Annotated in this window: 22 protein-coding genes and 1 pseudogene; 19 read left to right on the forward strand and 4 right to left on the reverse strand. The window is 48.6% G+C overall.

Annotated elements, in window-relative coordinates; genetic code table 11:
- Positions 1-296 precede the first annotated feature (296 nt).
- Complete coding sequence (locus ACHLI0_RS08190) at positions 297-950, reverse strand: RNA helicase (protein ID WP_490748861.1); 654 nt, start codon at positions 948-950, stop codon at positions 297-299.
- Between the two features lie 303 nt (positions 951-1,253).
- Here ACHLI0_RS08190 and ACHLI0_RS08195 point away from each other — a divergent pair, with 303 nt between their 5' ends.
- From ACHLI0_RS08195 to ACHLI0_RS08225, 7 genes are all read left to right on the forward strand, one after another.
- A complete protein-coding gene (locus ACHLI0_RS08195; protein WP_490748862.1) occupies positions 1,254-1,592 on the forward strand; it encodes an SH3 beta-barrel fold-containing protein in 339 nt (112 codons plus the stop codon).
- Between the two features lie 67 nt (positions 1,593-1,659).
- Positions 1,660-1,809, forward strand: a complete 150-nt coding sequence (locus ACHLI0_RS08200; RefSeq protein WP_490748863.1) for a hypothetical protein — start codon at positions 1,660-1,662, stop codon at positions 1,807-1,809.
- Positions 1,806-1,979, forward strand: a complete 174-nt coding sequence (locus ACHLI0_RS08205) for a hypothetical protein (RefSeq protein ID WP_490748864.1) — start codon at positions 1,806-1,808, stop codon at positions 1,977-1,979. Before ACHLI0_RS08200 ends, ACHLI0_RS08205 begins: the two co-directional genes overlap by 4 nt.
- Before the next feature lie 37 nt (positions 1,980-2,016).
- Positions 2,017-2,877, forward strand: a complete 861-nt coding sequence (locus ACHLI0_RS08210; RefSeq protein ID WP_490748865.1) for an HNH endonuclease family protein — start codon at positions 2,017-2,019, stop codon at positions 2,875-2,877.
- Positions 2,874-3,311, forward strand: coding sequence for an N-acetylmuramoyl-L-alanine amidase (locus tag ACHLI0_RS08215; RefSeq protein ID WP_490748866.1), 438 nt, complete (start codon positions 2,874-2,876; stop codon positions 3,309-3,311). Before ACHLI0_RS08210 ends, ACHLI0_RS08215 begins: the two co-directional genes overlap by 4 nt.
- A 383-nt stretch (positions 3,312-3,694) precedes the next feature.
- Entirely contained in the window at positions 3,695-5,014 is a 1,320-nt protein-coding gene (locus tag ACHLI0_RS08220; protein WP_490748867.1) for a DUF4373 domain-containing protein, read from the forward strand.
- Between the two features lie 151 nt (positions 5,015-5,165).
- The gene (locus ACHLI0_RS08225; RefSeq protein WP_490748868.1) at positions 5,166-6,080 is read left to right on the forward strand and encodes an Rpn family recombination-promoting nuclease/putative transposase; all 915 of its coding nucleotides are present in this window, start codon (positions 5,166-5,168) and stop codon (positions 6,078-6,080) included.
- Between the two features lie 198 nt (positions 6,081-6,278).
- On the opposite strand, the gene ACHLI0_RS08230 is transcribed toward ACHLI0_RS08225, so the two are convergent.
- On the reverse strand, positions 6,279-6,500 hold the full coding sequence (locus ACHLI0_RS08230; RefSeq protein WP_008766446.1) for a carboxypeptidase-like regulatory domain-containing protein: 222 nt from the start codon (positions 6,498-6,500) through the stop codon (positions 6,279-6,281).
- Between the two features lie 333 nt (positions 6,501-6,833).
- On the opposite strand from ACHLI0_RS08230, the pseudogene ACHLI0_RS08235 reads away from it, so the two are divergent.
- Together ACHLI0_RS08235 and ACHLI0_RS08240 are read left to right on the forward strand one after the other, a co-directional pair.
- Positions 6,834-9,836: pseudogene (locus ACHLI0_RS08235) on the forward strand (SusC/RagA family TonB-linked outer membrane protein); the annotation flags it as partial.
- Positions 9,837-9,857: 21 nt separating this feature from the next.
- Entirely contained in the window at positions 9,858-11,420 is a 1,563-nt protein-coding gene (locus ACHLI0_RS08240) for a RagB/SusD family nutrient uptake outer membrane protein (protein ID WP_008766448.1), read from the forward strand.
- Positions 11,421-11,857: 437 nt separating this feature from the next.
- Here ACHLI0_RS08240 and ACHLI0_RS08245 read toward each other — a convergent pair whose 3' ends face one another.
- Positions 11,858-12,256: a response regulator gene (locus ACHLI0_RS08245; RefSeq protein WP_008761074.1), complete on the reverse strand. Its 399-nt coding sequence runs from the start codon at positions 12,254-12,256 to the stop codon at positions 11,858-11,860.
- 144 nt (positions 12,257-12,400) lie between these two features.
- Here ACHLI0_RS08245 and ACHLI0_RS08250 point away from each other — a divergent pair, with 144 nt between their 5' ends.
- The 6 genes from ACHLI0_RS08250 to ACHLI0_RS08275 all read left to right on the forward strand — a co-directional run bounded on the left by ACHLI0_RS08250 (position 12,401) and on the right by ACHLI0_RS08275 (position 21,342).
- Positions 12,401-14,038 carry an ABC-F family ATP-binding cassette domain-containing protein gene (locus tag ACHLI0_RS08250; RefSeq protein WP_008761073.1) on the forward strand — a complete coding sequence of 546 codons (1,638 nt, stop codon included), beginning with the start codon at positions 12,401-12,403 and terminating at the stop codon, positions 14,036-14,038.
- A gap of 105 nt (positions 14,039-14,143) precedes the next feature.
- Complete coding sequence (locus tag ACHLI0_RS08255) at positions 14,144-14,554, forward strand: DUF6769 family protein (RefSeq protein ID WP_011108102.1); 411 nt, start codon at positions 14,144-14,146, stop codon at positions 14,552-14,554.
- 86 nt (positions 14,555-14,640) lie between these two features.
- A complete protein-coding gene (locus ACHLI0_RS08260; protein WP_490748871.1) occupies positions 14,641-15,933 on the forward strand; it encodes an efflux RND transporter periplasmic adaptor subunit in 1,293 nt (430 codons plus the stop codon).
- 129 nt (positions 15,934-16,062) lie between these two features.
- Entirely contained in the window at positions 16,063-19,191 is a 3,129-nt protein-coding gene (locus ACHLI0_RS08265) for an efflux RND transporter permease subunit (RefSeq protein WP_490748873.1), read from the forward strand.
- Positions 19,192-19,240: 49 nt separating this feature from the next.
- The gene (locus ACHLI0_RS08270; RefSeq protein ID WP_490748875.1) at positions 19,241-20,434 is read left to right on the forward strand and encodes a TolC family protein; all 1,194 of its coding nucleotides are present in this window, start codon (positions 19,241-19,243) and stop codon (positions 20,432-20,434) included.
- Positions 20,435-20,517: 83 nt separating this feature from the next.
- Entirely contained in the window at positions 20,518-21,342 is an 825-nt protein-coding gene (locus tag ACHLI0_RS08275) for an Ig-like domain-containing protein (protein ID WP_490748877.1), read from the forward strand.
- Between the two features lie 74 nt (positions 21,343-21,416).
- On the opposite strand, the gene ACHLI0_RS08280 is transcribed toward ACHLI0_RS08275, so the two are convergent.
- Positions 21,417-22,895 carry a methyltransferase RsmF C-terminal domain-like protein gene (locus ACHLI0_RS08280; RefSeq protein ID WP_490748879.1) on the reverse strand — a complete coding sequence of 493 codons (1,479 nt, stop codon included), beginning with the start codon at positions 22,893-22,895 and terminating at the stop codon, positions 21,417-21,419.
- A 108-nt stretch (positions 22,896-23,003) separates the two neighbouring features.
- On the opposite strand from ACHLI0_RS08280, the gene ACHLI0_RS08285 reads away from it, so the two are divergent.
- The 4 genes from ACHLI0_RS08285 to cls all read left to right on the forward strand — a co-directional run bounded on the left by ACHLI0_RS08285 (position 23,004) and on the right by cls (position 26,153).
- Positions 23,004-23,756, forward strand: a complete 753-nt coding sequence (locus tag ACHLI0_RS08285) for a DUF6249 domain-containing protein (RefSeq protein ID WP_490748881.1) — start codon at positions 23,004-23,006, stop codon at positions 23,754-23,756.
- On the forward strand, positions 23,753-24,301 hold the full coding sequence (locus tag ACHLI0_RS08290; protein WP_008761066.1) for an RNA polymerase sigma factor: 549 nt from the start codon (positions 23,753-23,755) through the stop codon (positions 24,299-24,301). The genes ACHLI0_RS08285 and ACHLI0_RS08290 overlap by 4 nt, the downstream gene beginning before the upstream one ends.
- A complete protein-coding gene (locus tag ACHLI0_RS08295; protein ID WP_054958789.1) occupies positions 24,285-24,614 on the forward strand; it encodes a DUF5056 domain-containing protein in 330 nt (109 codons plus the stop codon). The genes ACHLI0_RS08290 and ACHLI0_RS08295 overlap by 17 nt, the downstream gene beginning before the upstream one ends.
- 267 nt (positions 24,615-24,881) lie before the next feature.
- Positions 24,882-26,153 carry a cardiolipin synthase gene (gene cls / locus ACHLI0_RS08300; RefSeq protein WP_165938090.1) on the forward strand — a complete coding sequence of 424 codons (1,272 nt, stop codon included), beginning with the start codon at positions 24,882-24,884 and terminating at the stop codon, positions 26,151-26,153.
- Positions 26,154-26,163 lie beyond the last annotated feature (10 nt).

Consider the following 26,163-nt stretch of genomic DNA (forward strand, 5'->3'; position numbering starts at 1 on the left):
TATATATGTAAACATATAAGAAGTACAAAACACGGTAGAAAGGAGCAGGAAAAAAGATATCCTTTCCATCAAAAGTTCGGGTGACAAATTACGATATCCCGCCTGCAATTCAATCGGATAAAAAACTTATTTTTCAGATTTAGAGGGCTTCTGCATTGATTTTACAATAAGTATGACTACATTTGCAGTGATATACTTTATTAGGTAATAAACAGAAAGTAATCGCTGATAGCAAAGAATTATCTACGAAAGCGGGATACCAAGTTCTCAAAGGACTTACTTCAAATTATTAATAATTAATTCCTTTCACCCGGCTTTTCCTCCTGTTGTTTTCCACCTCTGTCTTCCGGTTTTTCCATCTTGCCATCTTTATCTTTCTTATACAATGATTTATTCTTACTGAAATCAATCTCAATGACAGCTTTGGAAGGTGACAGGACACGACAATGTACCACTCCGGCACCGTTGAGCAGAAAATTCACCACAGAGACCAACAATGCCAACAGATGTTCGGCAAACACGCAATTGACAGACAGGCACGTCGTCATATTAAAAATCGTAGTCCAATTGGACATCGACTTGCACATCCAAGCGCCCAAAATCCGCCTGATCGACGATTCCGAACAGTCGGAATGTTCCCTCAGAAAATTCTCGTCAAACCCATTATCGTCAATAATATCTCTAATTTCCTCGATGATTTCTAACTTTTCTTTATCATCGCTATGCTGCAAACCGCTATATTTTTTCTCCAGCTTATGCTTCAGCTCAATCTTTTGCAGAATCAATGCCCGGTTTATCGCAACTTTTGACTGGACGCTGTCCGAAGTTGCATTTTCTTGGGGAGTATCTCCTTGAGGTACATTTTCTTGCAGTGTATTCTCTTGAGATTTAGTCCTCTGCACCATATTTTTCGGGAATGCAGTAGACTGATTTTCAGTTTTTTGTTTCATGTTCATCTTTTCCGAATTTGCGTTTTGAAGATTTGCTTTTTCTTCACTTGTACTTCTTTGTTTGATACATCTTTGTTTTGTACTACTCTGTTTACCATTATTACTAACACCTGAATTAATTTTCATTTTTTTATTATTTTATTGTTTCAAGTTAATTCGACAAAATTCCGAAAATCCTTTTAACATTCTCCGTCACGCGTGACACTTTCTCAATATATCTTTCATTTTCGTCAAGCGTGAACGAAATATGTTCTACCCATAATCTACTTTTGCCCCGAAATCAATAAAAAACAATTGAACAGTATGACTGAAATTAAAAAGCAACATTCCCTCCAACGGGTGCGACTCATGAGACGGGCCGCCGTCATCCGCCGCAACAATGACATGAACCGACGTGACTCGCTTATCATCGCCCACCGGATCGGTGAATTGATCCGGAAGATGCACAGGGAGAACGTGAAATTCTGCTACACCAAGCAGGACGGAAGCGTGCGCCACGCTGTCGGCACGCTCACCGGGTATCAACACTGTTTTCACCGCCCCTATATGCCTCGACCGGAAAATACGTTTGTAGTCTACTACGATCTCGAAGCCAAAGGGTGGCGCACGTTTCATGCCGAAAATTTCCTTTGCGTCGAATGAGTTTCGAAGAGCAGGTGAGTTTCGGGCAACCAATGAGATTCGGAAAACAAATAAGACTTGGCAACAAATGACTTCAGAAGAACGAAAAGAATGGGAAACGCTTTGCAGGATGTATCATGTGGACTCTTTGTACGAGGCCATTCAAGGGTGTCGGGAGGAACTGGAGTTTCTCGTTCGCTGTGCAGAACGGCTCGAACCCCGTGCAGAGGAGGAATGAGAAAGGGCAAAGACCGGAGTAAGCGGGCGGAACCGTCTCATGTCAGCGAGGAGGCTACGCCGTTTAACAGTCCTTGTTTATGCCTTTTCTACCTTGCAGGCTACGCCGTTTCTGCCTTGCAGGCTGCGCCGTTTATCCCCGGCGGTTTCGGAAAAGGGATTTCTTTTTAACGAAGTGTAATTTTATTAACAATATAAAGAATAAAGTATGGAAAATTGGAGATTTATCGAAGCAAATTCCGACTATATGATTTCGGATCACGGACGGATATTGAGTTTCAAAGGCAAATCGAAGTTGATAATCAGCAGCACCATTACCTCAAAAGGTTATGAGTACGTGGCCATCCGTCAGAAGGGGATATACGTCGGCTACTCTGTACACCGCTTAGTGGCAACAGCTTTTATCCCCAACCCGAAGCGTCTCCCCCAAGTGAACCACCTCGACGGAAACAAGCTGAACAACCACGTCGCCAACCTCGAATGGTGCGATGCCTACGATAACATCATGCACGCCATCCGGACCGGTCTGCGTCCGTCGTCGCCCGCCCTCTCCCCCGTACCCTGTGCCACGACGGACGAGGCAGGAAATATCCTGCAAGCCTATCCATCCATGAACGCCCTGGTAAAAGGGGAGCAAATGAGTCCTAAACAACGCAATTGGCTGGTGCTGCATTTATTGCATCCCGAAAGGCTGAAGCAATCTGCCATGAAGAAAAAGCCAAGAGCCGAAAGAAGCGGTTCGGAAGAATGCTTTCTGATAGCGCCCGAAATGCCTGTGCTGCCTGTCACAGTTGATTCAGTCGGGGAGTTCGAAGCAGGCAATTCACTTGGGATAGGCAAATCGAGAAGTTCAGTCGAGGAGTTCGAAGCAGGCAATGTATGTGTGCAGCCAGTTTCTTTTTCCTTTGTTTCATCGCCTTTTCCTCTTATTTCTCTCTTTGCCCCTATACATCATTCAGTGACGCAGCACTATTACCGCCGCCTGTCTCCCGAAGAATCCGCCATTTTTGGTTTCAACACTTATATATTGCCCAGAGAAAGAGGACAAAGAAAGGAGTTTCTGCAATGAAAGACACCATCATCATCCACTGTTCCGCCACCCGTGCGGGACAGGACATCACCGCTGCCGACATCGACTGCTGGCACCGTGCCCGTGGCTTCTGGTCCATCGGCTATCATTACGTCATCCGCCTCGACGGCACCATCGAACCGGGACGAGACGTCACCCTCGACGGGGCGCATTGTATGGGCTGGAACCAGCGTTCCATCGGCATCTGCTACGTCGGCGGACTGGACAAGGAAGGCCACCCCGCAGACACACGGACAGAAGCACAACGCACCGCCCTCATCCGACTGGTGAAATCTTTGCAACTGGCCTTCCCCAACGTGAAACAGGTCATCGGACACCGGGACACAAGCCCCGACCTCAACGGAGACGGCATCATCTCACCCAATGAATACATGAAAGCCTGTCCCTGCTTCGATGTGAAAAAGGAGTCCTAGGGAGTAGTTGTACGCAATAGTAACTCGAGTAGTTGTACACAATAGTAACTCTATTCTCCTCCTTCGGGAAGGAGGAGTACCCGTAGGGGGAGGTGGTAGGTGAATGCATAATCCTATCATTTACAAAGAAATAGGTATAAACATTATTTCTCCTACCACCTCGGTCTGCGACCACTCCTCCTTCCCGAAGGAGGAGATTCAAGATAGAATCGACTTTCTAGTCACCCCCAATTGAGATAGAATCGACTTTTTAGTCACCCTCAGTTGAGATACAGAACTGACTATCAAGTAGCTTATCACCATACTGAAATGAGCTAAATTAAAATTACCGATTCGCCTTATTCATTATTTATCATTCAATATCACTCTAAATATTCAAAAAGATGGCCCGTATTTCCAAACCCGGATTAGATTATTTCCCGCTTGATGTCAACTTCTTCCAAGACAGGAAGGTACGCCGCATTTCCAACCGTCATCATGCGGCAGGAATTGCCGCACTCACTTCCCTGCTCTGCCTCATCTACAAAGAAAAGGGATTTTACGTCGCATGGAATCAAGATACCTTGTTCGACATTTCGCAGGAAGTGTGTTGCGAAGAGGAGGAGATGCAGGCCATCATTGACGACTGTCTGTCCGTCGGACTGTTCGATACCTATATATATAAGGAGTACGGGATTCTGACTTCGCAAGCTATCCAAGAGCAATACCACAAAATCATTACCGACAGCCGAAGGAAATACAAACTTCCGCTGGAACAGTTTTGGCTCATCAAGGAAGAAGAGGATGGAACGGAAAATAATTCCGCAGAAATAAGAAGCAATATAAATTCAAAAGGTACAGAAGTGGATGAAGCGGAAAGCAAGATAGTAGATGCAGGAGTCAACGCAACAAAAACAGGAGTCAATATCACAGCTACAGAAGTTACTAAAACAAAGCCAGGAATCGGCACGACAGGCACAAACATCCATGCAGCAGGCACAGGAATCTATGCTACAAAAACAGTGACCGACGAAGCAGCTATGAAAATTAATGCTGCAAAAAAACGAGAAATTGCAGCAACAATCCCACAAACAAAACAGGAAACGGATACAGAAATCGAAAGTAAATCGGAAAGAGAAAGAGACAAAGAAAGGGAAAGACAAAGCAAAACCGAAAATGAATGGGAGAAGGATAGAGAGCAGCCGCCCGTTCCGTCAAACGGCGTTTTTCAGGCTGCGCCTGTTGCTGTCAAAGGTTTGTCTTTAGAAATCTCATCCGGAAAAAGAGGAGAGGAAAATAAGGAAGAAAGAAGAAATGGAGGAATAGATCAGAAGGGAGAAGCTAGATATAACGGACCCCAATACGAAAGAAACCAGCTGGAAGAACCCAAGCACAACGGAACCCAGTACGAAAGAAACCAGCAGGAAGAAGCCCCGAACGAAAGCACTGCTTCCGGAGGATTCTCCGAATCCCTGCTGCGCCTCAACATGGACGCCATCGGCATCCGGAACGAACAAACCGTGAAAGGCATCCTCGCCCTCGCCCGACGCAGAAAGCTGGGTGGTCCCTGCGGCACCTTATGGAAAGTCCTCAGCTCCGAATACCGCTCCACCCTGCTCAAAAAGAACGAGCCGGGCGACTACATCCTCTGGGCGCTCAATCACCCGGCAGAATTTGAAGACACCTACACCGGCATCCTCAAAAAGCGAGTCAGAGGGAGATGAGCATTTTTGAGCGCCCACGTCATTTATTTCTCCCGCCAAACGCATCATAAAACAATAATTTATCCTATCTTTGTGGAACAAAGAAAAAGCCTCTTTACCGTATGCAAAGAGAAACCTCTCTTTACAACCTAAAAGAGCAACAACCAAAACAATGAGCAAATTTATCAATCCGTTCACCGACTACGGATTCAAATTAATATTCGGCAGAGAAGTCTCCAAGGATTTACTAATCGAATTTCTGAACGACCTTCTCGAAGGTGAACGAGTGATAACCGACTTAACGTTTTTGAACAACGAACAGCTGCCGGACTACCCGGAAGGACGAGGCATCATCTACGATGTCTACTGCACCACGGACACGGGCGAAAAGATAATTGTCGAAATGCAAAACCGCATGCAGAGCAACTTTAAAGAACGCTCCATTTTCTATCTCTCCCGTGCCATCGTCAACCAGGGCCGGACGGGGCACGACTGGAAATTTGAAATAAAAGCTGTTTACGGAGTCTTTCTGATGAATTTCATCATGGACAAGAACATAAAACTCCGGACAGACGTTATTCTTGCAGACAAGGAGACAGGTGAACTCTTCTCGGAGAAATTCTGGCAAATATTCATCGCCCTCCCCCTCTTCAAAAAAAGCGAAGAGGAATGTGAAACGAATTTTGAACGTTGGATTTATATATTAAATAATATGGAAACTTTAAAACGCCTGCCATTCAAGGCACGAAAAGCCGTCTTCGAAAAACTCGAAGAGATCGCTGATGTGGCTTCTATGTCTCCAAAAGAGAGGGAGCTATACGATAATAGCGTCAAAGTGTACCGGGATTATTTGGTGACAATGGATGCAGCGGAAAAGGAAGGAATAAAAAAAGGGATGAAAGAAGGAATGAAAGAAGGACTGAAGAAAGGACTTGAAGAAGGACTTGAGGAAGGCCTGAAGAAAGGTCGCGAAGAAGCCTTGAACATCTTTCAGACAGCCATCGACATGAAAAAGCAAGGAATTGACAATCAACTCATTGCCGAAAAGACCGGTCTGCCCCTATCGCTCATAGAAAGCCTCAAATAAAGGTAGAACCTAAGCATCCGCCCCCCTGAAAACAAGCCGAGTACCTGCCCGAAAAAGATGACTGAGATCGAAAAAGAAAGGGAAAAGGTTGCGATTATAGTAAGTGAGCCGGGAAGCCAAGTTGCAGAAAGCAGCACTTACTTTCTGATTTACAATAAGATAGGACGAAAAAGGAGGAAAAAGAGAGGCTATAAAATATCAATAAGTCTTAGAAGAACTTGGTACATTCGTGATTGTAAACTTACCATCAATATCCGTGATAGTACCAAGAGTAGTGCCATTCACCAATACCGAAGCACCTACAACAGGCAGGCCATCTTCCTCGGCGGTTACCACACCGGTAACTCGGGACGTCTGCGCTGTCACCAGACCTATACCCACAAAAAGGAAGGTCATAAAGAACATCAATTTTCTTTTCATAAATTCTCTCTTAAATTTAACCTATAAATAGACTTCTAGTCTCTAACAGGGTGCAAAGATAACACTATTTATATCAAAATTAAAAAAGTGTTACGTTTTTAACTATAAAGTATCATATTGAAAGAATTTAATCGAAAAATAGATAAAAAGAGAAGGTAAACAGACGCATTTAGCAATCCTTAAGCATTGATCTCTAACAGAAAGAAAGTGTTAAAACCGCTATTTTCATAAAAAAAACATCAGGAATTCGTTCGAAATGGTATCTTTTTATCATTTTATGCCTTAAATAGCCCCAAAAACACTTAACGCTTCCCGAAAGGGCAACTCCCCGCCGTACCAAGTTCTTCTAAAACTTTGCGCGTTTCCTATGTAGGAATGACTCCGCAAACTGTTACGATCACACAAGGCGTTATCAAAGTAGTATTAAAAAGTGACGCCAAGTCACTAGACGAAGTCGTAGTAACGGCCATGGGTATCTCCCGCGAAAAGAAAGCGCTGGGATACGCCGTTCAGGACGTGAAGTCAGACCAGCTGACACGCGCGGCCAACACCGACCTCGCAGGAGCACTGCAAGGAAAAGTTTCGGGTGTGGACATCTCTCCGTCTTCCGGTATGCCGGGTGCATCTTCCAAGATCACGATCCGCGGTTCCCGTTCGTTCACGGGCGACAATACACCTCTGTATGTCATCGACGGCATGCCAATCTCTTCCGCTGCCGACGTAACGACTACCGACAACGCTAACGGCGCCGCCTACGGTACCGACTACGCCAACCGTTCGGTGGACATCGACCCCAACGACATCGAAAGCATCAACATCCTCAAAGGTCAGGCAGCTTCTGCCCTCTACGGTATGCGTGCGTCAAACGGTGTCATCGTCATCACCACCAAAAGCGGTAAAGGAGTGGCCAAAGGCAAACCGACGATCACATTCCGCAGCAATCTTTCGTTCGATGTCGTGTCCACACTGCCCGAACTGCAAAACGAATTCGGACAAGGCAGCGGCGGCTCATACGACCCTTATTCCGGTCACAGCTGGGGACCGAAAATAGCCGACCTCGCCAACGATCCTACATACGGCGGCAACACCGACAACGCTTTCACCCAGAAAATGGGAAAACGTCAGGGACAATACTACGTGCCCCAACGTGCCGAAGCCGGCCTTGACCCGTGGGCAACGCCGAAAGCATACAACAACATGAAGGATTTCTTCGACACCGGCATTACCTGGAGCAACAACGTCAACGTTTCCCAAAATCTGGACAAAGGAAACTACTCTTTCTCGCTGGGTAACAGCCACCAGGAAGGCATCATCCCGACTACCGGCATGGACAGATACAACGCCAAAATGTCTGCCGAAGTTCAGCTCAGCCCCAACTGGTCGACTGGCTTCAACGGTAACTTCGTGACTTCCAAGATCAAAAAGCAGTCTACCGCCAACTCCGGCGTGACGGCTACCATCTACAACGCTCCGGTGAGCTACAACATGAAAGGAATCCCCTCGCACGTCGAAGGCGACCCGTACGAGCAGAACACGTACCGCCAGGCATGGATCGACGATGCCTACTGGGCTGTGGACAACAACCTGTTCACCGAACGCTCGCAACGTTTCTTCGGAAACGCATTCGTGAAATTCACGACCAAATTCGGCACGGACAACCACAAACTGGACGTGAAATACCAACTCGGTGACGACGCCTACACCACCAACTACAGCGAAATCTACGGATACGGCAGTACAATGGCAGACACCGGCGACGCCATCGAATACCACTACAGCATCAACGAGCTGAACTCGCTGCTGACGGCTTCTTACCGCTGGGACATCAACAAGGACTGGGTATTCGACGCCCTGATCGGTAACGAACTTGTAGAGAAAAGAACGCAATATGCCTTCTCCGAAGGGATGAACTTCAACTTCCCGGGATGGAACCACATCAACAATGCTTCTATCTACCAGAGTTCCAAGTCGTACAACAAGAAACGTACGGTAGGTAACTTTGCCAACCTGTCTCTGGCATGGAAAAACATGGTATACCTCAACGGAACAATCCGTAACGACGTCGTTTCAAATATGCCGCGCGACAACCGTTCGTTCACTTATCCTTCCGTATCGCTCGGATTTGTGTTCACCGAACTCGAACCGCTGAAAAACAACATCCTCACATTCGGTAAGCTGCGCGCATCGTACGCCGAAGTAGGTATGGCAGGCGACTATATGCAAAGCTATTACTACACCCCGAGCTACGGCGGCGGATTCTTCAACGGCACGCCCATCGCCTACCCGATCAACGGAACGATGGCATATATCCCTTATTATAAGGTGTACGACCCGAACCTGAAACCGCAGAACACGAAGTCATACGAAATCGGTGCCGACCTGACATTCTTCAACGGACTGTTCACTTTGAACTATACCTACTCGCGTCAGAACGTAAAAGACCAGATCTTCGAAGTGCCTTTGTCAGGCTCTACCGGCTACGACAGCATGATCATGAACGGTGGTAAGATTCATACCAACTCGCACGAACTTACACTGGGCGTTTCGCCGGTCAACAACCGCAACTTCAAGCTCGACTTCGCCTTCAACTTCTCGAAGATCGACAACTACGTAGACGAACTTGCACCGGGTGTTGAAAGCATCTATCTCGGCGGATTCGTCACTCCGCAGGTGCGTGCCGGTATCGGCGAGAAATTCCCCGTAGTATACGGCAGCACGTACAAGCGCAACAAGGCCGGACAGATCGTAGTAGACGCCAACGGACTTCCGCAGGTGGGCGAAGACGACGTGATCGGCCGGGTTTCTCCCGACTTCCGTCTGGGCTTCAACACGAATATCGAGCTTTACAAATTCCGTATCGCTGCCGTGTTCGACTGGAAACAAGGCGGACAAATGTACTGCGGTACTGCCGGTGAAATGAACTTCTACGGTGTCACCAAAGAATCGGGCGAAAAACGCAAGAGCAACTTCGTCGTCCCCAACACCGTGAAAGAAACCGGAACAGACGCGCAAGGCAACCCGACGTATGCCGCCAACGACATCGAAGTGACTAACGCACAGGCTTATTACACCCGCCTGCGTTCTATCAACGAATCTTATATCTACGATTCATCGTTCATCAAACTGCGTGAGCTTTCTGTAAGCTACCCGGTATACGCCAGCAAATGGCTAAACGTAGATGTAAACGTATTTGCCCGCAACCTCATCGTATGGTCCGAGCTGAAGGGATTCGACCCGGAAGCATCTCAGGGTAACGACAACATGGGAGGTGCCTTCGAGCGTTTCTCTCTGCCGGGAACTGCAAGCTACGGTTTTGGTGTAAATGTAAAATTCTAATTAGCTAAACGAAAGAAGATTATGAAAAGATATGATAAAATAACCGGTGTACTGGCTGTTGCCGCTCTGTCTTTGTTCTCTGCTTGCTCGGAGGACACGATGGACAGAATCAACAAGGACCACGACCACACCACCAGTGTTGCCTCAAGATTTATCTTGGCAGATGTAATCACTTCTACCGCTTTCTCCAACGCCAGCGGTGACATCAATACATACGCCTCTTCGTACATCGAATACGAAGTAGGTGTAGACAACCAGCTTTACTACGCCGAAGTCCGCGAAAACGAGCCGTCGTCCTCGTCTACTTTCAATAACTCATGGAACGGCATCTATTCTTCATTGAAGAACGCCCGCATCATCATCGACCAATGTGGCGAAGGAGGCAGAGATCACGGCAACGACGTCACCCGGGGAATGGCCGAAGTGATGGCCGCTTACAACTGCGCACTGATTGCCGATTTCTTCGGTGATGCCCCGTGCAGTCAGGCTGCGCTGGTGGACGAAAAAGGCTCTCCGGTCTATATGACCCCGAAAATGGATACGCAACAGGAAATCTATACTCAAATCATCAGTTATCTCGACGACGCCATCGCCAATCTTCAGAAAGAAGACTTGGCAGACGTGACCGAGCAGGATTTCCTTTATGCCGGCGACGCGGACAAATGGCTGAAATTCGCTTACGGCCTGAAAGCCCGCTACACCATGAGACTGATCAACCGCTCAAGCAACAAATCGGCCGATTATGAAAAGGTACTGGACTATGTAAGCAAATCGTTCACTTCGGCTGACGACCAGGCTGCATTCGACATCTACGACTCTAACAACATCAACCCGTTCTACGGTTTCTACAACTCTCGTGCCGGATTCGGAGCCAGTACAAGCCTCGGAACCAAGCTGTTGGCCTACAATGATCCGCGTGCCAACCGTGCTTTCTTCACTCCGATCGTCGACAAAAAACGTTCGCAGGTAGCAGCCAACGATCCCAGCCTTGTTCCGGCTCCCAACGGCAGCCCGGATCAGAGTACGTCCAAATACGGTATTTCCGCATTCGTTTACGCCAAAACCGCACCGACTCTGCTGATGAGCTATCACGAACTGATGTTCCTGAAAGCAGAAGCTCTGTGCCGTCTGAACCGTGATGCGGAAGACGCGCTGAAAGAAGCGGTAGTAGCCGGCTTGCTGAATGCGGAAAACAGCATAAGCATTGCCATCAAGGAGTTGGGAAGCGGTTTGAACACCAATTCCAGCGAAGTAATCACGGAAACGTCTGCCGGAAAGTATTTCGACGACGTAGTGAAAGCGAAATATGCAGCCAACCCATTGCAGGAAACAATGATTCAGAAGTACCTTGCCATGTGGGGTGCTTCCGGTGAAGCTACGGAGACGTACAACGATTTCCGTCGTATGAAGGGACTGAACGAAAACTTCATCACGCTGACCAACCCGAACAATTCCAGCAAATTCCCGCTGCGCTACCCATACGGAAACAGCGACACAGCTGCCAATCCGGAAGTGAAAGCCGCTTACGGCAACGGTGACTACGTATACTCCGAACCCGTTTGGTGGGCAGGCGGAAGCCGATAAAAATCGCTCTTAAAATCTCTCAAAGGAGAGACTTTACATAGAGTCGTTTCTGAACTCTAACAAATTAACGGAAACGAACAGAAATAGGCCGACCGTGAGGTCCGCCTATTTTACTTTTACAGCCTTCTGCCGAAAGTGTCGGACAGAGGCATTCCAGACAATACATCCGGATTGATACAGTAATATCCGGATTGACATAGAAACGTCCGGACACAGCTGACGGGGATAATGTGGATTTTCATATAGTAAGAATCCATATTATCCCCGTCAGCTATTTGTTAATATCACAAATACAAAACAGGAAAAAACACCCGAATTGTTATACCGTTTTTCTACTCAGCGATACCGTTTTACCGGATAAAGATCCTGTTTGCCGGAGCAAAGACCGGTTTAACAAACAAAAAAAGATCAGTCTACCGGACAAAAAAAGGATCGGTCTACCAGACCAGTTCGGGGAAATACTTCGTCAGCGTATTGCGCAGAATCGACAGTGTGATCGGTTTCACCAGCACTTCGCTCGCTCCCGCGTTCATCGCATTCTCCTTGTCAGAGCTGAAAGCGTAGGCGGTCTGCATGATAATAGGGATTTCCTTGTTTTCTCCGCGGATGATTTTCGTAGCATCCAGTCCGTTCATTACAGGCATTTTGATGTCCATCAGGATCGCTTTGGCCTCGTTGCCGTATTCCTTGAACAGTGCCACGATTTCTTCGCCATTCTTGGCCCACTGTATATCACATTTCTTTCCGATGATTGCTTTGATCAGTTTGAAGTTGCTGTCGTCGTCCTCAGCCACTAAGATAAGAGGTCTGAATTCATTTGTTTGTCCGCCTTCCATATCGTTTCTATATTATTTTTAAAATTATTCTTTTAAATTACTTTTTAGTCAACATATTTCAGTTAATAATGCTTTTCAGCCCGCAAGTTATAAAAAAGATTGATATATTTCGCTATCTTTGCGCCTCAAATTATAAAGAATTGTATGATTTCGATAGACGGACTAGCCGTAGAGTTTAGCGGCACTACCCTATTTAGTGATATTTCTTTCGTTATTAATGAAAAAGACCGCATCGCCCTGATGGGAAAAAACGGAGCGGGAAAAAGTACCTTACTCAAGATTCTGGCAGGAGTCAGACAGCCTACCCGTGGCAAGGTTTCGGCCCCCAAGGATTGCGTAGTAGCCTATCTCCCACAGCATTTGATGACGGAAGACGGCAGAACCGTGTTTGCCGAAACGGCACAGGCTTTCGCGCATCTGCACGAGATGGAAGCACGGATCGACGCACTGAACAAGGAGCTGGAAACACGGACGGATTACGAAAGTGACAGCTACATGGCACTGATCGAGGAAGTGTCCGCCCTCAGCGAAAAATTTTACTCCATCGACGCAACCAATTACGAAGAGGATGTAGAGAAATCATTACTCGGACTCGGATTCACACGCGAAGATTTTCAACGTCAGACGAGTGACTTCAGCGGAGGCTGGCGCATGCGCATCGAGCTCGCCAAACTGCTGCTGCAAAAACCGGACGTACTCTTGCTTGACGAGCCGACCAACCACCTCGACATCGAATCGATCCAATGGCTGGAAGATTTTCTGATCAATAACGGCAAAGCGGTCATCGTGATCAGCCACGACCGCAAATTCGTGGACAACATCACCACCCGCACCATTGAAGTAACAATGGGCCGCATCTACGACTATAAAGTAAACTACTCCCAATACCTGCAACTGCGCAAGGAACGCCGCGAACAGCAACAGAAGGCTTATGACGAGCAACAGAAGTTCATCGCCGAAACGGAAGCCTTCATCGAACGTTTCAAGGGGACGTATTCGAAGACTTTGCAGGTGCAGAGCCGTGTCAAGATGCTGGAAAAGCTGGAATTGCTGGAAGTAGACGAGGAAGACACTTCGGCACTGCGGCTGAAATTCCCGCCTTCGCCCCGTTCGGGCAGTTATCCCGTCACGATGGAAGGTGTCGGAAAGACGTACGGCGACCATGTCGTGTTCCGCAACGCCAACCTGACAATTGAACGTGGCGACAAGGTGGCTTTCGTAGGCAAGAACGGTGAAGGTAAATCGACACTGGTGAAATGTATCATGAACGAAATCGACCATGACGGCACGCTGACGCTGGGACATAACGTGCAAATCGGATATTTCGCGCAGAATCAAGCCTCGCTGATGGACGAAAACCTCACGGTTTTCCAAACGATTGACGACGTGGCAAAAGGAGAAATCCGCAACAAGATACGTGACTTGCTGGGCGCCTTCATGTTCGGCGGGCCGGAAGAGTCTATGAAGAAAGTGAAAGTGCTCTCGGGTGGCGAACGTACCCGCCTGGCAATGATCAAGCTCCTGCTGGAACCGGTCAACCTCCTGATTCTGGACGAGCCGACCAACCACCTCGACATGAAAACCAAAGATATTCTCAAGCAAGCGCTGATGGATTTCGACGGCACACTGATCGTCGTTTCACACGACCGTGACTTCCTTGACGGACTGGTGACCAAGGTCTACGAGTTCGGCAATAAGAAGGTGACGGAGCATCTTTGCGGCATCTACGAATTCCTCGAAAAGAAGAAAATGGATTCGTTGCAGGAACTGGAAAAGAAATAATAAACAATAAAAAGACATTACCTGCTTTAGGTGAAAGAAAAAGTATTTGTATATTTGTGCAAATTTAATAATAGACTTAGAGCAGATAATGTTCTGCAATAAAGGATGAAAGGGAAGAAACGATTCATAGTAACGATGCTATTCTTTATCAACATCATTATGTTGGTAGCCGCCGTTATTCCCCATCACCACCACCCCAACGGGATGATCTGCATGAAGCAGGACCAACCGGTAGAGCAGCAATGCCCCAACCACCATCATCACCCCGCAAGCGATTCATGTTGCAGCAGCGAATGCATGACCCGCTTCCACTCTCCCATCCCCTCCGTGCACACGGACAGCGGACCGAATTACGTATTCGTCGCCACCCTGTTTACGGATACGATCATCGAACATTTATTACGACCGCAGGAAAGACGAGTCAAAAATTACTACATCTATCGTGAATCCCTGCACGGTACGAAAATACCTCGTACCTCCTCCCTTCGGGCCCCTCCCTACTCTGTTTTTGCGTAATGACGTAAATGCAAGCAAGTTGCATCTGCGTTACTCTATCTTTGTAGCGTACAAAAACAGTAAAACTTAGTAGGAAAACAACATTTATGAAGAAACTTATCTTTATAGGAGTCGTGGGATTATTCGTCCTGGGCTCTTGCAACAGTAAAAATACTGGTCATGAAGGCCATGACCACGAGACCGTCACACACAATCATGATGAACACGAAGGACATGACCACGAAGCGGAAGGTCATGACCACGAAGCAGAAGGACATGACCACGAAGCCGAAGGAGCCGACCATTCACACGAAGGTGAATGCAGCGGAGGACACGATCACGGCAAAGCTGCCACCAGCGAACCCGCCGGCGAGCACAGCGACGAAATCATCCTCCCGAAAGCGAAAGCTGACGCTGCCGGTGTGAAGGTAAATGCCATCACACCGGCCCCCTTCCAGCAAGTGATCAAGACAAGCGGACAGGTACTCGCTGCCCAGGGCGATGAATCGGTGGCCGTAGCCACGGTGGCCGGAGTCGTTTCTTTCCGCGGCAAGGTGACGGAAGGAATGAGCGTAGGTCGCGGCACTCCGCTGGTGACTATTTCTTCGCACAACATCGCCGACGGTGACCCCGTGCAACGTGCCCGAATCGCTTACGAAGTATCCAAAAAGGAATACGAACGAATGAAGTCGCTCGTCAAAAACAAGATTGTGTCCGACAAGGATTTCGCACAGGCGGAGCAGAACTACGAAAACGCACGTATCAGCTACGAAGCGCTCGCCAAAAACCACTCGGCCATCGGTCAGAATATCACCGCGCCCATTGCCGGATACGTGAAAAGTATTCTGGTCAATGAGGGAGACTACGTAACCATCGGTCAGCCACTGGTCAGCGTGACACAGAACCGCCGGCTTTTCCTCCGTGCCGAAGTATCGGAAAAATACTACCCGTATCTCCGCACAATCAGTTCCGCCAATTTCCGGACACCTTATAATAATGAGGTCTACGAACTGAATGAACTGAGCGGCAGACTGCTTTCCTTCGGAAAAACTTCCGGAGACAATTCTTTCTACGTGCCCGTCACCTTCGAATTTGACAATAAAGGAGAAGTGATTCCGGGGTCATTCGTCGAAGTTTATCTGCTTTCCTCCCAACTGGAAAACGTGATTTCCGTGCCCCGCACCGCCCTGACGGAAGAGCAAGGCATCTTCTTCGTCTACCTGCAACTCGATGAAGAAGGCTACAAGAAACAGGAAGTGACCCTCGGCGCCGACAATGGCAAAAGTGTACAAATCCTGACCGGAATCAAACCCGGAGACCGTGTAGTGACCGAAGGCGCATACCAAGTTCGCCTGGCAAGCGCAAGCAACGCCATCCCTGCCCACAGTCATGAGCACTAGCGGCAAGGTGCCGCATCCAAGTTCCCTTGCGGCACACACAGAACTCATTTATAGTCACGCAAGTTTATCCCCTGCCCGGCACTGCTCAAAAGTAAACCGGGAGGAACCAAACTTAATCAATGAAATATCATGCTAAATAAAATCATACATTACTCCCTGCACAACCGACTGGTTGTGCTCTGCGCGGCCATCCTCCTGCTTATCGCGGGGACTTACACCGCCATGCACACGGAAGTAGACGTGTTTCCCGACCTGAACGCCCCGACAGTGGTCATCATGACCGAAGCCAACGGTATGGCAGCCGAGGAAGTGGAACAACTCGTCACCTTCCCCGTCGAAACAGCCGTAAACGGGGCTACCGGCGTACGCCGTGTCCGTTCTTCTTCGACCAACGGTTTCTCCGTTGTCTGGGTAGAATTTGACTGGGGCACAGACATATACCTCGCCCGTCAGATCGTCAGCGAAAAGCTCGCCGTAGTCAGCGAGTCACTTCCCGTCAACGTGGGCAAGCCGACTCTCGGCCCCCAATCGTCCATCTTGGGCGAAATGCTCATCGTCGGTCTGACCGCCGACTCCACCTCCATGCTCGATCTGCGGACGATTGCCGACTGGACGATCCGCCCGCGCCTGCTCTCCACCGGAGGCGTGGCACAGGTGGCAGTGCTCGGAGGCGACATCAAGGAATATCAGATTCAGTTAGCCCCCGAACGGATGCGCCACTACGGCGTATCGATGGGAGAAGTGATGGCCGTCACCCAAGACATGAACCTGAACGCCAACGGCGGCGTACTTTACGAATTTGGCAATGAATATATCGTACGCGGAGTGCTCTCTACCACCAAAGTGGAAGAACTCGGCAAAGCGGTAGTGAAAACGGTGAACAGCTTTCCGGTGACGCTGGAAGACATCGCCGACGTGAAAGTAGGTCCCAAAGCCCCGAAACTGGGCACAGCCTCGGAGCGTGGCAAACCTGCCGTACTCATGACCGTCACCAAACAGCCCGCCACCAGCACGCTGGAACTGACGGACAAGTTGGAGGCCTCTCTGCAAGACTTACAGAAGAATTTGCCTGCGGATGTCAAAGTCTCCACGGATATTTTCCGCCAGAGCCGCTTTATCGAAAGCTCTATCGGCAACGTGAAAAAGTCTCTTTTTGAAGGAGGAATCTTTGTCGTCATCGTACTTTTCCTGTTTTTGGCCAATGTGCGCACTACGCTGATTTCCCTTGTCACGCTACCGCTTTCACTGCTCGTCTCCATCCTCACGCTCCACTACATGGGGCTGACGATCAACACGATGAGTCTGGGAGGTATGGCGATTGCCATCGGTTCGCTGGTCGACGACGCCATTGTCGACGTGGAAAATGTATACAAGCGACTGCGGGAAAACCGTCAGAAGGCGGAAGCCGAACGCCTCAGCACGCTCGAAGTGGTATTCAACGCTTCGAAGGAAGTGCGAATGCCGATTCTTAATTCAACGCTGATCATTGTCGTCAGCTTTGTGCCGCTGTTCTTCCTGAGTGGAATGGAAGGCCGTATGCTGGTACCGCTAGGCATCGCTTTCATCGTGGCGCTGTTCGCTTCTACGGTCGTTGCCCTCACGCTGACTCCGGTGCTCTGCTCTTACCTGCTGGGCAGCAACAAGACGAACAAGGAACTGAAAGAATCCTTCCTTGCCCGCTGGATGAAAGGCATTTACGAAAAGGCGCTGACATGGGTGCTGGCTCACAAACGGGTGACACTCGGCAGCACCATCGTCCTTTTCCTGATCGCCTTAGGGGTATTCTTTACGCTCGGGCGCAGCTTCCTTCCTTCGTTCAATGAAGGCTCGTTCACCATCAATATCAGTTCGCTGCCGGGCATATCCCTGGAAGAAAGCAACAAGATGGGACACCGTGCCGAAGAATTGCTGCTAACAATCCCTGAAATACAAACCGTGGCCCGCAAAACGGGACGTGCCGAACTGGATGAACACGCGCTCGGCGTAAACGTTTCGGAAATCGAGGCACCGTTTGAACTGAAAGACCGCCCGCGCGGCGAACTCGTTGCCGAAGTGCGCGAGAAACTCGGAACGATCACCGGAGCAAACATCGAAATCGGTCAGCCCATCAGCCACCGTATCGACGCGATGTTGTCCGGTACGAAGGCAAATATCGCCATCAAACTCTTCGGAGACGACCTGAACAAGATGTTCTCGCTGGGCAACCAAATCAAGGGAGCTATCAGCGACATTCCGGGAATTGCCGACCTCAACGTGGAGCAACAAATCGAACGCCCGCAGCTGAAGATACAGCCCAAACGGGAAATGCTGGCGAAATTCGGCATCACTCTGCCGGAATTTTCCGAATACGTGAATGTGGCACTGGCAGGAAAAGTGATTTCGCAAGTGTACGAACAGGGCAAGAGCTTCGACCTCATCGTCAAAGTGAAGGACGACGCACGCGACGAAATGGAGAAAATCCGCAACCTTATGGTCGACACCAACGACGGACGCAAAGTTCCTCTGAACTACGTGGCGGAAGTGGTTTCCTCCATGGGACCGAACACGATCAACCGCGAAAATGTAAAACGGAAAATCGTTATCTCCGCCAACGTTGCCGACCGTGACCTGCGCAGTGTTGTAAATGATATTCAGAAACAGGTAGACGCCACTATCCAGTTGCCCGAGGGCTACCACATCGAGTATGGCGGACAGTTCGAAAGCGAACAGGCTGCCAGCCGTGTATTGGCGCTGACATCTTTCATGAGTATTGTCATTATTTTCCTGTTGCTTTACCACGAATTCCGCAGCGTCAAGGAGTCCGGCGTGATCTTGCTGAACCTGCCCCTGGCATTGATCGGCGGCGTTTTTGCTCTTGTCATCACGACCGGCGAAGTAAGCATTCCGGCAATTATCGGTTTCATTTCGCTGTTCGGTATCGCGACCCGTAACGGTATGCTGCTCATCAGCCACTACAACCACTTGCAGCAAGTGGAGGGACTGAACGTATACGACAGCGTGATACAAGGCTCTCTCGACCGTCTGAATCCGATCCTGATGACGGCTCTCTCCTCTGCGCTGGCGCTGATTCCGCTGGCTCTGGGCGGTGATCTGCCGGGCAACGAGATTCAAAGTCCGATGGCCAAAGTGATTTTGGGCGGACTTTTAACATCTACTTTCCTGAACGGTTTCATCGTTCCGATTGTTTATCTGATGATGCATCGCCAGCGTAGCGCCGAAGCAAATTCTCCGTGCGGCGTACCGGCGGAACAAGCATAATTATCAGTTAAATATAGCTACTATGTATATAGAAACAAATAAAAAAAGTATGAAACGAATCATCATCATAGGCTCTTTGGTAAGCTGCGCACTTCTCGCCCTCACGGGCGAAGTGCAGGCCCAAAGCGGCATCGAACAGGTTTTGAAGAATATCGAAACCAACAACAAGGAGTTGCAGGCGAACGCCCAGCTCATCACCTCGCAAAAGCTGGAAGCCAAAACGGACAATAACCTGCCGGACCCGACTTTATCATACGCCCACCTCTGGGGAGCGAAAGATAAAAACGAAACGATCGGCGAACTTGTGGTGTCGCAAAGTTTCGACTTTCCGAGCCTGTATGCCACCCGCAACAAGCTGAATCGTCTGAAAGCGGGTGCTTTTGACAGTCAGGCGGATGTCTTCCGCCAAGAGAAACTGTTGCTCGCCAAAGAAGTGTGTCTGGACATTATCATGCTCCGCCAGCAAAAACACATCTTGGAGGAACGGCTGCGAAACGCGGAAGAACTCGCCAAAATGTACGCCAAGCGCCTCCAAACCGGAGATGCGAACGCCCTCGAAACGAATAAAATCAATCTGGAACTGCTGAATATTAAAACGGAGACTTCGCTGAACGAAACGGCACTGCGCAATAAGTTGCAGGAACTGAACACGTTAAACGGCAATATCCCCGTAGTGTTCGAAGAAAGCGCGTATCCCGCGACGCCTTTCCCTGCCGATTATCAGATACTGAAATCGGAAGTGCTCTCCGCCGACCGCACGTTAATGGCGTTCAACAACGAAAGCCTCGTTGCCCGCAAACAGATCGCCGTCAACAAGTCGCAATGGCTGCCGAAACTGGAACTCGGCTACCGCCGGAACACCGAAACCGGAACGCCTTTCAACGGAGTAGTAGTGGGATTCTCCTTCCCGCTTTTCGAGAATCGCAACAAGGTGAAAATAGCCAAAGCGCAAGCGCTGAACATCGACTTGCAGAAAGACAACGCCACCCTGCAAGTGGAATCCGAACTGGCACAGCTCTATCGGGAAGCCAAAACGCTGCACGCCTCTATGGAGGAATACAGGAAAACTTTTCAGGCGCAACAAGACCTCGCACTGCTGAAACAGGCTCTGACAGGCGGACAGATCAGCATGATCGAGTATTTTGTCGAAGTATCCGTCATTTATCAAAGTCATCAGAATTACCTCCAGCTGGAGAATCAATATCAGAAGGCAATGGCACGAATTTATAAGAGCAAGCTATAAATTCCGCTTTATTTCGCCCGATTATTGAATAAATAAAAAGAATGCATTACATTTGGGGACTGTAAAAAAAACACTAAACTATTATGAAAACTAAAACCCTCTCTTACACCCCCATCTTGTTTTGCATTCTTATTTTATGGAGTGCCTGTAAAGACGATGCCGATGCCCCCCTGCGGTTTTACGACAGCAAATACGAAGTGCCCATGGGAGGAAGACGCTACCTCGGAATCGAAAGTGGAAACGGAGACTACTCTTTGGAAATCGGAAATCCCCGCATCGCAAGTGCCGGAATCGAAAGTGGCTGGAGCGGAGTTCCCGCCGGACGAATGATTTACATATCCGGCATTCTCACCGGAAGCACGTATCTGAAAGTGACAGACAACGCCACACAGGAAACGCTCACTCTGCCCATCAAAGTGGTGGACTACTACGAAGATCTCAATCTGATACACGGCTCGTCATCCCTGCGTCCCAATGGGGACGAGAATCTACTGCCGGGTGTTGACGACATTTTCCTTGTCAGCAACGCTGCCCGTGACGCTTATTTCTTCAAACAAGGACAGCAAACCGCTTTTTCATCGGGACTCGAACTTATCACCAAAGGAACTTATGCACTGAAACAAGGAGAAGACAACAAAGCCACGCTGACTCTTACCTTTTCATTGGATGCCTCACCGGCTACGGAACACCATTTCACCGTATGGGGAAACGCGTACCTGCTTCATCGACTGGACAAGAATTTACATCTGAACTGGGGCACGCCGCCCATTGGAGAAACACGGACATCACCCGCACCGCCTCCGGCCTACACACTGGAAGAAATAACGGAAGGAGCAGAACCGGGAACAGGCAGACAGGTCGGTTTCATTCTGAATTATAAGGAAATACCCACTGGAATACTTCCCTAAATTATAAATGATAAATTAGCTGCGCTATCTCGCTAAGTATTCTATCCGTTCTCCATTTCTTTCGGGAATGATCTTTACAGCGTACGTATCTCCTCCGGCAAATATCCGCTGCGGATACGCCACTCCTGGGGATAAAGATTATTGGCACGATTTCCGATATTCTTCACAAATCCGAGAAAAATATTCCGGTAAGTAAGTAAGATATAACCACGAGGGGCTGTTTCCGACAAGGCAATAGCCTCTTTTCGTAAATAAGCGATAGCCTGTTCATAGCTCACCTCTTCCGTATCAAAAGCATCCTGCCGCAAGAGCGTAGCACTCATCGCCAGCGCATGAGCGGGAATCAAATCTCTCCCTTTCACTTCACCAGTCAGAACGCCTGCCTGTATCACTTTCAGATACTGTTTCATGGCAGCCAGTTCATCGGTATATCGTTGCGGAAATGCGACGATGCCCGCGCCTTCCGCAGACAGGGTGTATCTTTCGGCATTTTCCTGCTTCAGCCAGTTCAGTGCCATCCTCATGTGTTCTTTGGAAACGGGAGAAGCAGCCGCTCCGCCTTTCTTATCTTTTTTCTTGGACGACTTTGCTTTTGAGAATGAATAGGTTGCCGGTTCATCTTCCGCATCCGGTTTGCGAAGTGCCGCCAGAAAGAATCCTTCGCCTTTTGTCTTATGAGGAAGAAAATGACAGACAGACAAACTTCTCTGAGATTCATCCTCTCCATCGAGTAAATTCCCCGTTATATTCCACTCGTCCTGCACCTCCAGCGGCAAGAGTTCCGCACCGAATTCCTGCTGAATCCAGCAGACGTTCTCTTCATCTTCTTTGCTATTATAGGTACACGTACTATATATTAATATGCCGCCCGGTTTCAGACAGGGCCAAATATCCGCAATAATCCGCCGCTGACGCTGCCAGCAGATCTCTACATTCTCCGGACTCCATTCCTCCACGGCTACGGGGTCTTTACGAAACATTCCCTCGCCCGAACAAGGCACATCGGTCAGAATGACATCGAAAAAAGACGGAAGTGCCGAGAAATCAGCCGGATCATTGTTGGTAACCACCACATCCGGATGCCCCCACTTCGTCAGATTCTCCGCCAGCACCTGTGAACGGTTCCGGATCACTTCATTCGCCACCAGCAGACTCCCTTCCGGAAGCACGCTGCGCGCATGGGTTGATTTTCCTCCGGGGGCCGCACAAAGATCGAGCATCACCACCGGAGACTCGACATACTGCCGCAGCACCTGCTCCACAAACATGGACGAAGCCTCCTGAACATAGTAGCAACCGGCATGAAACAACGGGTCGAACGTAAAAGTCAGACGCTCGTCAAGATAGTAGCCATCGGATGCCCAGGGAACTTTATTGAAGGAAAAACGGGCAGAACTGTCTGTCAGCGAGCTTACTCCTTCCTCCTTCATTCTCAATTTATTGATCCGAATGCTGACGGGAGGCTCCTGTTGCAAGGCGGCAGCCAGTTTTTCATATTCTTCATTGCCCAGTAAGGCACGGGTATAGTCGATAAAAGAAGCGGGTAAATTCATTTTTCATTTATTAATTCCTGCAAATATCAAAAATATTTCGTCTCTTTGCAACTTTCTGACATACGAACTACGTCTAACAGACAAAGAAACAAATAAAAGAATTAATATATGAAACGGATTTTAATTGCTTTACTGGTCATGATGACCATTTTCTCGCTGGCAAACGCCCAGAAACAAACAACTGTTGTGAACGACTCTACCGGAAACGTAAAAGTGACCGTAACGAAAGGGAAAGGCAAGGATGCCAAGGTAAATGTCGGCAACACGGCCGTCACTGTGATCGGCATCGATGACGAAGACACCGACACGACAAGTGTAGATACGGGCAAAGTGAGTAGTTCCTCGCGCGGTCCTCACGGAAAAGCGAGCTTCACCATCAGCTCTGACGACGATGACTTCCCGTTCAATAATTTCGGAAATGCAGTCGGAGGAGGTATTCTGGTAGCCATCATCAGCATCATTGCCATATTCGGAATGCCGGTATTCATCATATTTGTAGTCTTCTTCTTCCGCTACAAGAACCGGAAAGCACGCTATCGCCTTGCCGAACAGGCTCTCGCAGCCGGTCAGCCTCTTCCGGAAGAATTCATACGGGAGCACAAATCGACAGACCAACGTACACAAGGAATCAAAAACACCTTTACAGGCATCGGGCTCTTCATATTCCTCTGGGCCATCACCGGCGAATTCGGAATTGGCGCTATCGGACTGCTTGTCATGTTTATGGGACTGGGACAATGGCTGATCGGCTACAAGCAACATGCCAACGAGGAAACCAAGAACAGAGAAACCGCCATCAGAAGCAACGACATCATCATCTCGGAGAGGAACGACGAAGAGAAGAACGAAGAAAATAGATGAGCCAACTCAACGATATATCGCTAGTCGCACAGGTCGTGGTGTTCAAGAACACCAGGGCCTTCGACCAGTTGGTACAAAAATACCAGTCGCCTGTCAGACGCTTCTTCCTGCATCTGACTTGCGGTGACAGCGAATTGAGTGACGACTTGGCACAGGATACATTCATCAAGGCATATACCAATCTGGCCTCGTTCCGTAACTTGTCGAGTTTCTCCACGTGGCTATACCGTATTGCTTATAATATTTTTTATGATTATATTCGCAGCCGGAAAGAGATGGCAGACCTGGATACCAGGGAAGTAGACGCCGTCAACTGCACCGAACAAGCGAACATAGGGCAGACAATGGATGTTTATCAGTCACTCAAATCGCTGAAGGAAGTGGAACGAACCTGCATCACGCTGTTTTACATGGAAGATGTAAGCATCGACAAGATTGCAGGAATAACGGGAATACCGGCAGGGACGGTGAAAAGCCACCTGTCGCGTGGAAAAGAAAAATTAGCAACGTATTTAAAAAGAAACGGTTATGACGGAAATAGATAATGATAAACTTCTGAAAGATTTCTTCGCAGAAAACAAGCGGGAAATAGCCGACAACGGATTCAGCCGCCGCGTCATGCACCACTTGCCCGACCGCAGCAACCGGTTGGCACGCCTTTGGACTGTATTCGTAATGACAGTAGGAGCCACGCTCTTTGTCACCCTGGGCGGACTGGAAGCCGTATGGGAAACACTGAAAGATGTACTCATCGGCATGATCAACCACGGCGCAACCAGCCTTGATCCGAAATCAATCATCATTGCAACGGTCGTCCTGCTATTCATGGCCGGACGGAAAGTAGTATCAATGGCATAACAATGCTTGTCACACTCTGTGCCAAGGACTTGGCACAGTTGTGACACCGCACTGGCACAGCAGTGCCACGCCGTTGGCACAAGTGTGACAACGGCAGGGAACACAGCAGACAGTTCAGATGTATCGAACGAATATAATTCCCCAGATCAAGAGATCCTTGTTCATTTCTTCTGTTAAAGTATAATAAATTTGCTCTCCTCTCCCGATAGCTCCAAACATAGATGTTGTATCTTTGTTACTTTGTAAACTAAAATAGCGAGAAGAGTTTTGAAACTACGTATATTTCTTTTATTTCTGTTTCTGTCTTTATTCCGTGCTCAGGCAGATGTCATCGACAGTTTGATGACGCATCCCAGAGACTCCATAGCTCTGACAAGTGACTCCCTTGTATTACGTTTCTTATCGGAGTCAGGGATTCCTATATCCGACAATAACAAAGTCAGGTTACTGAAAAGCGGACGAGAAAAATTCATTGATTTATTCAGCGCCATCCGCGACGCCAAACACCACATCCATCTGGAATATTTCAATTTCCGCAATGACTCTATAGCCAATGCGCTGTTCGACCTGCTGGCCGAAAAGGTAAAAGAAGGCGTGGAAGTACGGGCCATGTTCGATGCGTTCGGCAACTGGTCGAACAATAAACCGCTCAAAAAGAGGCATCTCAAAAAAATACGCGAACAGGGAATCGAGATTGTCAAGTTCGACCCGTTCACCTTTCCCTACATCAATCATGCGGCACACCGTGATCACCGCAAAATAGCCGTCATCGACGGCGAAGTCGCCTATACGGGAGGAATGAACATCGCCGACTACTACATCAACGGACTCCCCAAAATCGGTACATGGCGTGATATGCACATGAGAATAGAAGGCGATGCCGTCAATGATCTGCAAGAAATATTTCTTACCATATGGAACAAGGAGACTAAACAAAATATTGGTGGAGAAGCATACTTCCCCAAGCATAAGGGGCAGTCGGACACCACCAATGTAGTCGTCGCCATCGTAGACCGTACACCGAAGAAAAACAGCCGTATGCTCAGTCATGCTTATGCCATGTCGATCTATTCGGCACAGAAAAACGTGCACATCGTCAACCCGTATTTTGTGCCCACATCCTCCATCAACAAAGCGCTTCAACGCACCATCGAACGAGGTGTGGATGTCACGATTATGGTTTCTTCCGCCTCCGATATTCCGTTTACTCCGGACGCCGCCCTCTACAAACTTCACAAACTGATGAAAAGGGGGGCCACTGTCTATATGTACAATGGCGGTTTCCACCATTCCAAAATCATGATGGTCGACGATATTTTCTGCACGGTAGGCACCGCAAACCTGAACAGCCGCAGCCTCCGGTACGACTACGAGACGAACGCTTTCATCTTTAACAAAGAAATTACAGGCGAACTGAACGAAATGTTTCGGAACGATATAGAGCACTGTACGCAGCTGACACCGGAATTCTGGAAAAAGCGCTCACCGTGGAAGAAGTTCGTCGGATGGTTTGCCAATTTATTCACGCCATTTTTGTAATTTTGCATCG

The sequence above is a fragment of the Bacteroides sp. RCH18 genome (genome assembly GCF_058231005.1).

Excerpts from the sequence above, each read along its gene's own strand:
- ACHLI0_RS08275 (WP_490748877.1), top strand. The coding sequence starts at position 20,518 with ATGAAAACTAAAACCCTCTCTTACACCCCCATCTTGTTTTGCATTCTT.
- ACHLI0_RS08250 (WP_008761073.1), top strand. The coding sequence starts at position 12,401 with ATGATTTCGATAGACGGACTAGCCGTAGAGTTTAGCGGCACTACCCTA.
- ACHLI0_RS08210 (WP_490748865.1), top strand. The coding sequence starts at position 2,017 with ATGGAAAATTGGAGATTTATCGAAGCAAATTCCGACTATATGATTTCG.
- ACHLI0_RS08295 (WP_054958789.1), top strand. The coding sequence starts at position 24,285 with ATGACGGAAATAGATAATGATAAACTTCTGAAAGATTTCTTCGCAGAA.
- ACHLI0_RS08265 (WP_490748873.1), top strand. The coding sequence starts at position 16,063 with ATGCTAAATAAAATCATACATTACTCCCTGCACAACCGACTGGTTGTG.
- ACHLI0_RS08285 (WP_490748881.1), top strand. The coding sequence starts at position 23,004 with ATGAAACGGATTTTAATTGCTTTACTGGTCATGATGACCATTTTCTCG.
- ACHLI0_RS08240 (WP_008766448.1), top strand. The coding sequence starts at position 9,858 with ATGAAAAGATATGATAAAATAACCGGTGTACTGGCTGTTGCCGCTCTG.
- ACHLI0_RS08195 (WP_490748862.1), top strand. The coding sequence starts at position 1,254 with ATGACTGAAATTAAAAAGCAACATTCCCTCCAACGGGTGCGACTCATG.
- ACHLI0_RS08225 (WP_490748868.1), top strand. The coding sequence starts at position 5,166 with ATGAGCAAATTTATCAATCCGTTCACCGACTACGGATTCAAATTAATA.
- ACHLI0_RS08220 (WP_490748867.1), top strand. The coding sequence starts at position 3,695 with ATGGCCCGTATTTCCAAACCCGGATTAGATTATTTCCCGCTTGATGTC.
- ACHLI0_RS08245 (WP_008761074.1), bottom strand. The coding sequence starts at position 12,256 with ATGGAAGGCGGACAAACAAATGAATTCAGACCTCTTATCTTAGTGGCT.
- ACHLI0_RS08205 (WP_490748864.1), top strand. The coding sequence starts at position 1,806 with ATGAGAAAGGGCAAAGACCGGAGTAAGCGGGCGGAACCGTCTCATGTC.
- ACHLI0_RS08190 (WP_490748861.1), bottom strand. The coding sequence starts at position 950 with ATGAAACAAAAAACTGAAAATCAGTCTACTGCATTCCCGAAAAATATG.
- ACHLI0_RS08280 (WP_490748879.1), bottom strand. The coding sequence starts at position 22,895 with ATGAATTTACCCGCTTCTTTTATCGACTATACCCGTGCCTTACTGGGC.
- ACHLI0_RS08290 (WP_008761066.1), top strand. The coding sequence starts at position 23,753 with ATGAGCCAACTCAACGATATATCGCTAGTCGCACAGGTCGTGGTGTTC.
- ACHLI0_RS08215 (WP_490748866.1), top strand. The coding sequence starts at position 2,874 with ATGAAAGACACCATCATCATCCACTGTTCCGCCACCCGTGCGGGACAG.
- ACHLI0_RS08260 (WP_490748871.1), top strand. The coding sequence starts at position 14,641 with ATGAAGAAACTTATCTTTATAGGAGTCGTGGGATTATTCGTCCTGGGC.
- ACHLI0_RS08255 (WP_011108102.1), top strand. The coding sequence starts at position 14,144 with ATGAAAGGGAAGAAACGATTCATAGTAACGATGCTATTCTTTATCAAC.
- ACHLI0_RS08200 (WP_490748863.1), top strand. The coding sequence starts at position 1,660 with ATGACTTCAGAAGAACGAAAAGAATGGGAAACGCTTTGCAGGATGTAT.
- ACHLI0_RS08230 (WP_008766446.1), bottom strand. The coding sequence starts at position 6,500 with ATGAAAAGAAAATTGATGTTCTTTATGACCTTCCTTTTTGTGGGTATA.
- ACHLI0_RS08270 (WP_490748875.1), top strand. The coding sequence starts at position 19,241 with ATGAAACGAATCATCATCATAGGCTCTTTGGTAAGCTGCGCACTTCTC.